This is a genomic window from Azorhizophilus paspali (assembly GCF_043587585.2).
GTDB classification, from domain to species: Bacteria; Pseudomonadota; Gammaproteobacteria; order Pseudomonadales; family Pseudomonadaceae; genus Azotobacter; species Azotobacter paspali.
The window spans coordinates 2,420,808-2,432,015 of the sequence record NZ_CP171449.1; the positions used below are offsets into that span (position 1 = coordinate 2,420,808).

8 protein-coding genes and 3 pseudogenes are annotated in these 11,208 nt (G+C 59.5%); 3 read left to right on the forward strand and 8 right to left on the reverse strand.

The features are described from left to right. Positions 1–120: 120 nt before the first annotated feature. Both ACGI6K_RS11740 and ACGI6K_RS11745 read left to right on the forward strand, forming a co-directional pair. Positions 121–540, forward strand: a pseudogene (locus ACGI6K_RS11740) (bifunctional protein-serine/threonine kinase/phosphatase); the annotation flags it as partial. A 263-nt stretch (positions 541–803) separates the two neighbouring features. Next, positions 804–1,831 (forward strand): annotated as a pseudogene (locus tag ACGI6K_RS11745) (NAD(P)/FAD-dependent oxidoreductase); the annotation flags it as partial. Here ACGI6K_RS11745 and ACGI6K_RS11750 read toward each other — a convergent pair. From ACGI6K_RS11750 to ppsA, 7 genes and pseudogenes are all read right to left on the reverse strand, one after another. Beyond that, positions 1,827–2,009 (reverse strand): annotated as a pseudogene (locus ACGI6K_RS11750) (IS110 family transposase); the annotation flags it as partial. The pseudogenes ACGI6K_RS11745 and ACGI6K_RS11750 overlap by 5 nt on opposite strands. Before the next feature lie 113 nt (positions 2,010–2,122). Further along, positions 2,123–3,178, reverse strand: coding sequence for an OmpA family protein (locus tag ACGI6K_RS11755; protein WP_376949361.1), 1,056 nt, complete (start codon positions 3,176–3,178; stop codon positions 2,123–2,125). Between the two features lie 112 nt (positions 3,179–3,290). Further along, positions 3,291–3,881, reverse strand: a complete 591-nt coding sequence (gene sigX, locus ACGI6K_RS11760; protein ID WP_376949359.1) for an RNA polymerase sigma factor SigX — start codon at positions 3,879–3,881, stop codon at positions 3,291–3,293. An 86-nt stretch (positions 3,882–3,967) separates the two neighbouring features. Further along, complete coding sequence (locus ACGI6K_RS11765; protein WP_376949320.1) at positions 3,968–4,792, reverse strand: mechanosensitive ion channel family protein; 825 nt, start codon at positions 4,790–4,792, stop codon at positions 3,968–3,970. Between the two features lies 1 nt (position 4,793). Then, positions 4,794–5,039 (reverse strand): CrfX protein, encoded by a 246-nt coding sequence (locus ACGI6K_RS11770; protein ID WP_376949318.1) that lies wholly within the window; start codon positions 5,037–5,039, stop codon positions 4,794–4,796. A 196-nt stretch (positions 5,040–5,235) separates the two neighbouring features. After that, on the reverse strand, positions 5,236–5,724 hold the full coding sequence (gene rraA, locus ACGI6K_RS11775; protein WP_376949316.1) for a ribonuclease E activity regulator RraA: 489 nt from the start codon (positions 5,722–5,724) through the stop codon (positions 5,236–5,238). A gap of 552 nt (positions 5,725–6,276) precedes the next feature. Then, the gene (gene ppsA, locus ACGI6K_RS11780; RefSeq protein WP_376949314.1) at positions 6,277–8,649 is read right to left on the reverse strand and encodes a phosphoenolpyruvate synthase; all 2,373 of its coding nucleotides are present in this window, start codon (positions 8,647–8,649) and stop codon (positions 6,277–6,279) included. 161 nt (positions 8,650–8,810) lie between these two features. Here ppsA and ppsR point away from each other — a divergent pair, with 161 nt between their 5' ends. Continuing rightward, the gene (gene ppsR, locus ACGI6K_RS11785) at positions 8,811–9,629 is read left to right on the forward strand and encodes a posphoenolpyruvate synthetase regulatory kinase/phosphorylase PpsR (protein ID WP_376949312.1); all 819 of its coding nucleotides are present in this window, start codon (positions 8,811–8,813) and stop codon (positions 9,627–9,629) included. Positions 9,630–10,000: 371 nt separating this feature from the next. Here ppsR and prpF read toward each other — a convergent pair whose 3' ends face one another. Continuing rightward, entirely contained in the window at positions 10,001–11,194 is a 1,194-nt protein-coding gene (prpF, locus tag ACGI6K_RS11790; protein ID WP_376949310.1) for a 2-methylaconitate cis-trans isomerase PrpF, read from the reverse strand. Positions 11,195–11,208: the final 14 nt, after the last annotated feature.

Sequence of the window (11,208 nt, forward strand, 5' to 3'; positions counted from 1 at the left end):
CCTTTCCAATCCGCTCCAGCGGCGTCGCCTACATCCTGGAAGGTGTCAATGAGAAGTAACCTGTTCGTAACATTAGCAGCGCGCTCGCAACCTACAAGCGAAGCCCTTCCTACCGCTTCCGGCATCCCGTCGCGGCCTGAGCCAGGCCATTTCGGCAGGCGCGACAATGCCCCAATTCTCTACGCCGCCGGCGTCACCCTCTATCTTCTGCTCACCGGCCATTACCCTTATGGTGAGATCGAGGCCTTCCAGCATCCGCGCTTCGGTACCTCGCTCCCGGCTAGCCGCTATCGTCCGGACCTGCCCGCCTGGCTCGACGAATGCCTGCAGCGGGCGCTGATCGCCGATCCCGAGCAGCGCTTCGAAACCGCCGAGGAATGGCTGCTCGAGCTGGAACAGGGCGAACGCCGGCCCCAGGAGCTACGCCCGCGTCCCTGGCTGGAGCGCGAGCCGCTGAAGGTCTGGCGTGGCGTCGCCCTGCTCTCCCTGTTGCTCAACCTGGCTCTGCTCGCCCTGTTGATCGTCCCTGCGCGCCCATGAAGCCCCAGAAGAGGGCGCCACGAACCAAGACAGTGCAAGCCAGAGCGACTCCTTCAGACCAGCCATCGGAAAACTCCTCGTAAATCAATCATCTGTGAAAATGGCACAGTCTCTGCCAAGAGAAAACCGACAGATCACATAAGCATTGCCTTCAGCGTGGAGGGCAGTGTTTCCCGACAGAACGGGAATGGACAAAGGCGTCCTCGCTGGGTAACCGGCGGGACGCCTTTTTTGTTTTCCGCTTTTTGTAACGGAGAAGAGCGATGGAAAAACTCAAGCTGGTAATGATCGGCAACGGCATGGCCGGGGTCCGCCCCCTGGAAGAACTGCTCAAGCTCGCCCCGGACCTCTACGAGATCACGGTGTTCGGCGCCGAACCGCACCCGAACTACAACCGCATCCTGCTCTCTCCAGTGCTGGCCGGCGAACAGACTTTCGAGAAGATCATCCTCAACGATCTAAACTGGTACCAGGACAACGGCATCGACCTGCGCCTCGGCTGTAAGGTAGTCGACATCGACCACGAGAATCGCCGAGTCACGGCCTCCGATGGCAGCATGGCCGACTACGACCGCCTGCTCGTCGCCACCGGTTCCAGCCCTTTCATTTTGCCGATTCCCGGCAAGGATCTGCTGGGCGTGGTCGGCTACCGCGACATCGCCGATACCCAAGCGATGTGATGGAAACCGCCCGCTCCCACCGTCACGCGCTGGTGATCGGCGGCGGCCTGGAAGTGGCCAACGGCCTCAGGCTGCGCGGCATGGAGGTGACCGTGGTACACCTCGGCGACTGGCTGCTCAATCGCCAGCTCGACAGGACCGTTGGCAAACTGCTGCAAAACGCCCTGGAGGCACGCGCGGGCCTGGCCTGCAACCGCGGCATCCAGGTCGACGACGGCCTGCGGATCTCCGATCTGGCCATCTATGCCGTCGGCGAATGCGCCAACCACCGCGGCATCGCCTACGGCCTGGTAGCGCCGCTGTTCGAGCAGGCCAAGGTCTGCGCCGACCACCTGGCCCAGCTCGGCAACGCCCGCTACGAAGGCTCGGTGACCTCCACCAAACTCAAGGTCACCGGTATCGACCTGTTCTCCGCCGGCGACTTCATGGGCAGCGAAGGCACCGAGACCATCACCCTTTCCGACTCCATCGACGGCGTCTACAAGAAGCTGGTGGTCAAGGACGACGTACTGGTCGGCGCCTGCCTGTACGGCGACACCGCCGACGGCGGCTGGTACTTCCGGCAGATCCGCGAAAGCCGCAACGTCGCCGAGATCCGCGACCTTCTAATAAGTGAGCCCCCGTACAGGCCTCCAGCGCCACGCTGCAGGCTGGCAGATCGCCCAGCAAACGCATCATCTGTAGGCGTGTCGCTTTTTTGCCGAAGACTTTCCGCCCCGCCTTGTCCTGCCCATGCAGATGGAAACTGTGCTTGCCAAGATCAATGCCTACCAGTGCGACTGTGCTCATGGCGATGGTCTGCGAAAACAAAACACCCTGCGAAAGTTAGCTTTCGCAGGGTGTGGGGGTGACCATCTCATTAAAACCCGGCAAAGCCGGGTTTTTCCTGAAGCACCTGCCAGTTACTGGGCTTGGGCTTCCACTTCCGCTTCCACGCGACGGTTGATGGCGCGACCGGACTCGGTAGCGTTGTCGGCCACCGGACGAGATTCACCGTAACCGACGGAATCTACGCGGCTGCCTTGTACGCCATACTCGTTGACCAGAACATCACGCACGGCATTGGCACGGCGCTCGGACAGCTTCTGGTTGTAGGCATCCGTACCGACGGAGTCGGTGTGACCTTCCACGGTAGTGTTGGTCTGCGGATACTGCTTCATGAAGTCGGCCAGGTTCTTGATGTCGGCATAGCTTTCTTCCTTGACCTGCGCCTTGTCGAAGTCGAACTTGACGTCCAGCTCGACACGCACCACCTCGGCGACGGCGGTGCAGCCCTCGGCATTCACGGTGGTGTTGGCGGGAGTATCCGGGCAGCGGTCGACATTGTCGCAGACGCCATCGTTGTCGACGTCGGCACAGACCTCGGCAACTGGCTCCGCAACGGGTTGCTGCTTCCCACCGCTGCCGCCGAAGTTCAGACCGATACCCACGCCAGCCTGCCAGTCGGTCTGGTCATCGTCGAAGTTGTACATGCCTTCGAGACCGGCCCGGGCGTAAAGCATATCGGTGAAGTAGTACTTCAGACCGGCGCCGATGTTGGCTATGGTGCTGTTGTCACGGCCGCTACGGGCCTGGCCGATGCTCTGGTGGGCAAAGCCGCCGGAAACGTAAGGACGGAGGCCTGCGCCGGGCTCGCCGAAGTGATAGAGGGCATCGATGGAGGTCAGTTCACCCTTGATGTCCTTGTGCCCGCCGTTGCCAATCCGCTCATCGGTAGTGACGTCCCTGTAAACGCCATGCGACAAGACCAGCTCCACATCATCAGTCAAAAAATAACCGATCGATGCGCCATAGAGTTCGGCCTCATCGTTTTCGAAGTCGCGCGAACTCTCATCGCTGAACCAGTGCTTGGCGAAAGCTTCCACCTCAACTGCGCCCTGGCCCTGAGCCAGCGCGCTGATCGAAGATGCGGCGACCATCGAGCCAATAATGGCGCCCAAGGTGTTTTTCAGTTTCATCCGTATTTCCCCATCGTGCGTGGTATGTGACGGTAAGACAATCTCAAACTTGTGTTTTTCAACCACATAATAATGGCTGAGATCGCTATTCGTTAAGAGGCTAGCTGTCAAGCTAGGGTTCAGCAAGTCCTGAAAATTTTTCCCGTAGCCGGTCTAAAGCACGTTTGTAGCGCATTTTAGTAGCACTGAGCCCCATATCCATAATGTCGGCGATTTCCTGGAACTCCAACTCCGCGACAAAGCGCAACACCAAAATCTCCCGGTCAATCGGATTGACATGCACCAACCAGCGGTCTAAGCCACCTCGCTCTTCCAGTTTCGGTGCCCTTTCCTCCGAAGCCTCTTCTTGGGGATCGAGACTCAAGGCATCCATTAGACGACGTTTTCGCCGTTCTTTTCGGTATTGAGTAATACATTCGTTGTATGTGATGCTGTAAAGCCAAGTCTTGAATTTCGACTTGCCCTCGAAGTTCTTCAAACCATACAGAACCTTGAGCATGACCTCTTGACAGACGTCGTCGGCGTCCCGTTCGTTGCCCAGGTACCTGGCGCAGACATTGAACAATACACGCTGATAGCGCTGCATCAGCTCCGCATAAGCGCGGGTGATGTGAAAAAGCTCGACATGTGCACGCTCGACCAGTTCCTCATCGGACAGTTCCTTAGGATCGTATCGCAAAGGAAGTGAGTGGTCTGTGTTCAAGACAAGAAAGGCTGGCAGTCCGGTCACGGCCGCCGAAGCCCAGACCTCGGGTTCAAATTGGCGGCATAGATTACCAGATCTTCGCCTTAACGGGTGCTAACGTGTTCATCCAGCAGGGAACGGTTGGCCAACGAGACCAATTCGCCCTCGGTGGTCAGCAAAACCGTCTTGACCGTGCCGATCTCTTCGATACGCCCTTCGAGGTCGCCGATCCTGATTGCCTGCCCTACCCGGTAGAGTTCGCGGACGTAGATGCCGGCGATGATCTGACCGGCCACTTCGCGGCTGCCCAAGCCCAGTGCCAGGGCAACCGCCACTCCCGCGGAAATCAGCACGATGGCCACGACCGTATTGAGTAGATCCGTCTTGATCTCCAGTTGCCCGATCGCCACGGAAATGCTAATGATGATCACCAGTCCCTGAACGACACGCCCCAGTCCGCTGGCGTAATCGAGCCCCACGCCTTCGGCCGCCCCACGAACCAGGCCATTGACCAATTGCGCCAGCAGCAGCCCGGCGAGCAGGATCAACGCAGCCCCGAAGACCTTGGGTAGATAGAGCGCTAGCACGTCCAGGGTTGCGGAAACGCGGGCCAGCCCCAAGGATTCGGCAGCCGAGACCATGAATACGAGCAACACGAACCAGTAGACGATCTTGCCGACCAGGGTCGAAACAGGTACCTGAATGCCAACGCGGACCAGCAGCCGGGTCAGCCCGATACCCGACATCAGACGATCCAGCCCCACCTTCGCCAGCAGTTTGGAAAGCAACGTATCGAGCAGCCTAGCCACGACGAAGCCCAGCAGTACCACGATCAGGGCAACGAACAGATTGGGAATGAAGCTAGCTACCTTGATCCAAAGTGTCTTCATCACAGCAACCAGGCTTTGAGTCCAGGGGTCGAGTTCCATTTCAGTCAGCCTTGTCTGCAGAAGAATCGGAAGTGCCACCACGAGAGACCGGCATGATATGAGGCAATCCGTTGTTCAGACCGATCATCAGCGCTTCGAACCAATGCCCCAGCAAGGCGAACAGGTCGCCCGCCCCCGCCTGGCGGTTGGCGGCTTTCAGGACACGTCCCAGCGCAGCATCGTCATCATGGCTGAGCGCCGAAGACTTGAGCAGATCACGTAGGGATTCTTCGAATGGATCGTGCATGCGTGCCTCTCCGGATGTAACGCCTAGACGAGTTCGTTCGCCGGCAAGTCACATCTGCGCACCCAACGTCGAACAATCCACACCGCTTAGGATGACGGATATCGACAGGCAGAAGAGCGGCTGGTTTGGCCAATCCTGCATTCGCACAAGATCGGGCCAACCCCGCGAGGAACGGATGGCAGGCCCGGAATCGGAGTTATTCGGGCATTTTCAGGGGTTGCGCAGAGACAATGATGCCGTTGTTGTCGGCATACAGATACTCGCCCGGCCGGAAAGTGACGCTACCGAAAGTCACCGGAACGTTCAGATCGCCGATGCCCCGCCTGTCGGTTTTCATGGGGTGGGTAGCCAAGGCCTGGACACCCAAGTCAGTCTGGGCGATCACATCCACATCGCGGATGCAACCGTAGACGACCAGTCCCTCCCAACCATTGCGGGCGGCCTTTTCAGCGAGCATGTCGCCCAGCAAGGCACGGCGCAGCGAACCGCCACCATCCACCACGAGCACTTTGCCCTTGCCATCGGTATCGACCTGATCCTTGACCAGCGAATTGTCTTCGAAGCACTTGATGGTGACGATTTCGCCGCCGAAGGAATCGCGGCCGCCAAAATTGTTGAACATCGGCTCGACCACTTGCACCAGTTCGGGATAAGCGTCGCACAGATCCGGGGTGACGTATTGCATGGCAGAACTCCTCAGGAGAAGTAACACAGGTAGATGAGCGCCTCTCGGCCTGTGCCCGAAGGACTGGAAAGCCGGAAAGGCCCGGCGATGCCGACATGATCTCGTCATGGTCGAGCGTTGTACGATGCCAATCCCGGACAATTTCCGGTCGGCACCCGGTTACTGGAAATCACGCCGTATCGACGGCAACGCATTATCCTGTCGCTCAAGCCGCATCCTGCGAACCAGCCCCTGGCTTATCAGCAATACGGAGTCGCCGTCGGCAGCCCGACAGGAACAGGCTCGTCCTGTGTGCCCCGGAAACTCGCCGACAATGCCCTTGTACAGATGCGACGACCGCTCGAGTGCAATATGGCGCCTCCGTCGACGACAAGACGATCGCAGGCGAATTTGGTCGAACATCTCAGCGACAAGGCTGTTTCGGCGAAATGCCGGACCGGGCGGGAAAGGACCCGACACGGAACGACACACGTCGAATATACAAATCCACGAGCGGAAAAAGGCGGGACGCTGTCCACTCTTTTCCGCTTCCCTCGTCGGCTCGTTCCGGAATCAGTTGCCCAACCCTTCCGCTAGGAAGAACCAGGTATCCAGTACCGAATCGGGATTCAACGAGACACTGTCGATACCTTGATCCATCAGCCACTTGGCCAGATCCGGATGATCCGACGGTCCCTGACCGCAGATGCCGATGTACTTGCCGGCCTTGTTGCAGGCCTGAATGGCGCAGGACAGCAACTTCTTCACGGCAGCGTTCCGCTCGTCGAACAGGTGGGCGACGATCCCCGAATCGCGATCCAGCCCCAGGGTCAGTTGGGTCAGATCGTTGGAGCCGATGGAGAAGCCGTCGAAATACTCGAGGAACTCCTCGGCCAATAGTGCGTTGGAAGGCAGCTCGCACATCATGATCACGCGCAGTCCATTCTCGCCACGCTTGAGGCCATGGCTGCCGAGCAGGTCGATGACCTGGCTGGCCTCGCCCGGCGTGCGCACGAAGGGAATCATGATCTCGACGTTGGCCAGCCCCATTTCGTTGCGCACCTTCTTGATCGCCCGACATTCCAGCTCGAAGCAATCGCGGAAAGACTCGCTGATGTAGCGCGAGGCGCCACGGAAACCGAGCATCGGATTCTCTTCTTCCGGCTCGTAAAGCTTGCCGCCGATCAGGTTGGCGTATTCGTTGGATTTAAAGTCGGACATGCGCACGATGACCTTCTTCGGCCAGAAGGCGGCGGCCAGGGTGCTTATACCCTCGACCAGCTTCTCGACATAGAAGCCGACCGGATCGCCATAACCGGCGATACGCTTCTCGACGCTACCCTTGATTTCCGGTGGCAGGCCGGCGAAGTTCAGCAATGCCTTGGGGTGTACGCCGATCATGCGGTTGATGATGAATTCCAGGCGGGCCAGGCCGACACCCTCGTTCGGCAATTGGGCGAAGTCGAAGGCCCGGTCCGGATTGCCGACATTCATCATGATCTTGAACGGCAGATGCGGCATGGCATCGATGGAATTCTTGCGGATATCGAAGCCCAGTTCGCCTTCGAAGATATAGCCGGTATCGCCTTCGGCGCACGAAACGGTCACGCCCTGGCCATCCTGCAACACGGTGGTGGCATTGCCGCAGCCGACGACCGCCGGGATACCCAGCTCGCGGGCTATGATCGCCGCATGGCAGGTACGCCCGCCACGGTTGGTGACGATTGCACTGGCGCGCTTCATGATCGGCTCCCAGTCCGGGTCGGTCATGTCGGAAACCAGTACGTCACCCGGCTGGACCTTGTCCATTTCGGCGATGTCATGGATCACCTTGACCGGGCCGGCGCCGATCCGCTGGCCGATGGCACGCCCCTCGACCAGGATGTTGCCCTTCTCCTTGAGCAGGTAACGCTCCATCACGGTGGCGCTGCCGCGGCTTTTCACCGTTTCCGGACGCGCCTGGACGACATAGAGCTTGCCGTCGTCGCCATCCTTGGCCCATTCGATGTCCATCGGCCGCCCGTAGTGCTTCTCGATGATCAGAGCCTGCTTGGCCAGCTCGCTGACCTCGGCATCGCTGATGCAGAAGCGGACACGATCCGCGCCGCTCACCTCGACGGTCTTCACCGACTTGCCGGCCTTGGCTTCCTCGCCATAGATCATCTTGATCGCCTTGCTGCCTAGGTTGCGGCGCAGGATGGCGGGACGTCCGGCTTCGAGGGTCGACTTGTGCACATAGAACTCGTCAGGGTTCACCGCGCCCTGCACCACGGTTTCGCCGAGACCGTAGGCGCCGGTGACGAATACGACATCCCGGAAGCCGGACTCGGTGTCCAGAGTGAACATCACCCCAGCGGTACCGGTCTCCGAGCGCACCATGCGCTGCACCCCGGCGGACAGGGCGACCAGCTTGTGATCGAAGCCCTGGTGGACCCGATAGGCGATGGCCCTGTCGTTGAACAGAGAAGCGAAAACCTCTTTGACCGCGCGGATCACGTTGTCCACGCCACGGATGTTGAGAAAGGTCTCCTGCTGACCGGCAAAGGAGGCGTCGGGCAGATCCTCCGCAGTGGCGGAAGAGCGTACCGCCACGGCCAGGTGCTCGTTGCCGCCCGCCATTTCGGCGAAGGCCTTGCGGACGTCGGCGTCGAGCTGGGCAGGCAAGTCGGCTTCCATCACCCACTGGCGAATCTGCGCACCGGTTTTGGCCAGTGCATTCACATCATCCACATCCAGCACGTCGAGCGCTGCATGGATACGATCATTCAGACCGCTTTGCTCGAGGAAATCACGGTAGGCCTGAGCTGTGGTGGCAAAGCCCCCGGGAACGGATACACCGGCGCCGGACAGGTTGCTGATCATTTCGCCCAGGGATGCGTTTTTGCCCCCTACTCGCTCCACATCGTGGATGCCGAGCTTGTCAAGGGAAACTACGTACTCTACCAAGATGAATTCTCCACTAGGGATTGGGAAGTCAGAGAAGGAACCTTTCTGCACGATTCTGGCTTGACCCGTGAAAATAAGTGACAATGTTGGGTCAAGATGCCCGGCAATGCCGGACTTCATCATAGCCTAACCATCGTCATATCCTTAAGGCCAAGGGCGCAATGAAACGAACCGCCTTCTTCATCTCCGACGGTACTGGCATAACCGCGGAAACCCTTGGCCAAAGCCTATTGGCACAGTTTGAAAACATCTCCTTCACCAAGCTTACTCGTCCCTATATCGATACGGCGGAAAAAGCGCGCGGCATGGTCCAGCAGATAAATGCCGCGGCAGAGAGGGACGGCGCCCGCCCAATCATCTTTGACACCGTCGTCAATCAAGAAATCCGTGACATCCTGGCCAAATCCAACGGATTCATGATCGACATCTTTTCCACTTTTCTCGCTCCCCTGGAGCATGAGCTGGTCTCTCACTCCTCCTATTCCGTGGGCAAGTCGCACTCCATCAGTCACAACGCTCATTACATGGAGCGGATCGAAGCAGTGAACTTCGCTCTCGACAATGACGACGGTGCCCGCACTCACTATTACGACAAGGCCGATCTGATCCTGGTGGGCGTCTCGCGCAGCGGCAAGACCCCGACCTGTCTGTACATGGCTATGCAGTATGGCATCCGTGCCGCCAATTACCCACTCACGGAGGAGGACATGGAACGCCTACAGTTACCGACGGCACTGAAACCCTATCGGGAAAAACTCTTCGGGCTGACCATCGACAGCGAGCGACTGGTCGCCATTCGTCACGAGCGCAAGCCGAACAGCCGCTATTCCAGCTTCTCCCAATGCGAGTTCGAAGTGCGCGAAACGGAGAAACTGCTGCGACGCGAAAAAATTCCCTTCATCAATTCCACCCATTTCTCGGTGGAGGAAATTTCCGCAAAAATCCTGGTCGAGAAGGGCGTCGAACGACGCCTGAAATGAATGGATAGCCATCTCTCGAAACAGGATATCCATAGTCCATATCCGGAAAACCGGGAGTCGAACTCCCGATTTTTCATATCACCCGCCGCCCGTGTCAGAAGTCTCGACCGGAACGAGTCGAAGAAGCGGCCATTCCGGATTACGTATCGATAGCCCGTGCCCGTCTCCGAAGAACTGCGCTCGACAACTGGTCAGTTCCATTTCCCGAGCAAGTCCGCAGGGACACCTTAGAGGGCACCTCTAAAAACGTAGGCGAGGCAGTCAGCGCAAGGCAAAAACAGGCGAAAAAGCAGAGTTTACGCGCTGTAAATGAGCATTTTGAGCCTGTTTTTAACGCAGCGATGACCACGCAGGTAGTTTTTAGAGGTGCTCTAGAAGGAGTCGCCCGGCACGCGGACCCAGCCCTCCATTAGCACACGGGCGCTGCGGCTCATGATGGCCTTGGTGACCGTCCATTCGCCGTCGACCAATCTGGCCTCGGCACCGACGCGCAGGGTGCCGGACGGATGGCCGAAACGCACGGCATTGCGCTCGCCACCACCGGCGGCAAGATTGACCAGGGTGCCCGGAATCGCCGCGGCCGTGCCGATGGCCACGGCGGCCGTGCCCATCATGGCGTGGTGCAACTTGCCCATCGACAGCGCACGCACCAACAGGTCCACGTCGCCGGCAGCGACCTGCTTGCCACTGGAGGCGACGTAATCCCTGGGCTTGGCGACGAAGGCGACCTTGGGTGTGTGTTGGCGGTTGGCGGCCTCGCTCACATCCTTGATCAAGCCCATGCGCAGCGCGCCATAGGCGCGGATGGTCTCGAAACGCTCCAGTTGCTTCGGATCGTTGTTGATGGCGTCCTGCAGTTCGGTGCCGGTGTAGCCGATGTCTTCGGCATTGACGAACACGGTGGGGATGCCGGCGTTGATCATGGTCGCCTTGAAGGTGCCGACACCCGGCACCTCCAGGTCGTCGACCAGGTTGCCGGTTGGGAACATCGACCCCCCCCCCTCGCCTTCGCCCTCGTCGGCCGGATCGAGGAACTCCAGTTGCACTTCGGCCGCCGGGAAGGTCACGCCATCCAGTTCGAAGTCGCCAGTTTCCTGCACTTCACCGTTGGTGATCGGAACATGGGCGACGATGGTCTTGCCGATGTTGGCCTGCCAGATGCGCACGGTGCAGGTGCCGCTCCATGGGATGCGACTGGGATCGACCAGGCCGCCGCTGATGGCGAAGGCACCGACCGCGGCGGACAGGTTGCCGCAGTTACCGGACCAGTCGACGAAGGCCTTGTCGATGGACACCTGGCCGAACAGGTAATCGACGTCGTGGTCGGCCCGCTCGCTCCTGGCGAGGATCACCGTCTTGCTGGTGCTCGAGGTGGCGCCACCCATGCCGTCGATCTGCTTGCCGTACGGGTCGGGACTGCCGATCACCCGCAGCAGCAGCCTGTCGCGGGCCTCGCCGGGCACCCTGCAGGCTTTCGGCAGGTCCTGCAGACGGAAGAACACGCCCTTGCTGGTACCGCCGCGGATATAGGTGGCGGGAATCTTGATCTGGGGTACATGAGCCATGGGAGTCTCGTCCT

Coding starts and splice junctions, on each gene's coding strand:
- ACGI6K_RS11755 (WP_376949361.1), bottom strand. CDS start 3,178: ATGAAACTGAAAAACACCTTGGGCGCCATTATTGGCTCGATGGTCGCC.
- ACGI6K_RS11765 (WP_376949320.1), bottom strand. CDS start 4,792: ATGGAACTCGACCCCTGGACTCAAAGCCTGGTTGCTGTGATGAAGACA.
- ACGI6K_RS11770 (WP_376949318.1), bottom strand. CDS start 5,039: ATGCACGATCCATTCGAAGAATCCCTACGTGATCTGCTCAAGTCTTCG.
- rraA (WP_376949316.1), bottom strand. CDS start 5,724: ATGCAATACGTCACCCCGGATCTGTGCGACGCTTATCCCGAACTGGTG.
- ppsR (WP_376949312.1), top strand. CDS start 8,811: ATGAAACGAACCGCCTTCTTCATCTCCGACGGTACTGGCATAACCGCG.
- prpF (WP_376949310.1), bottom strand. CDS start 11,194: ATGGCTCATGTACCCCAGATCAAGATTCCCGCCACCTATATCCGCGGC.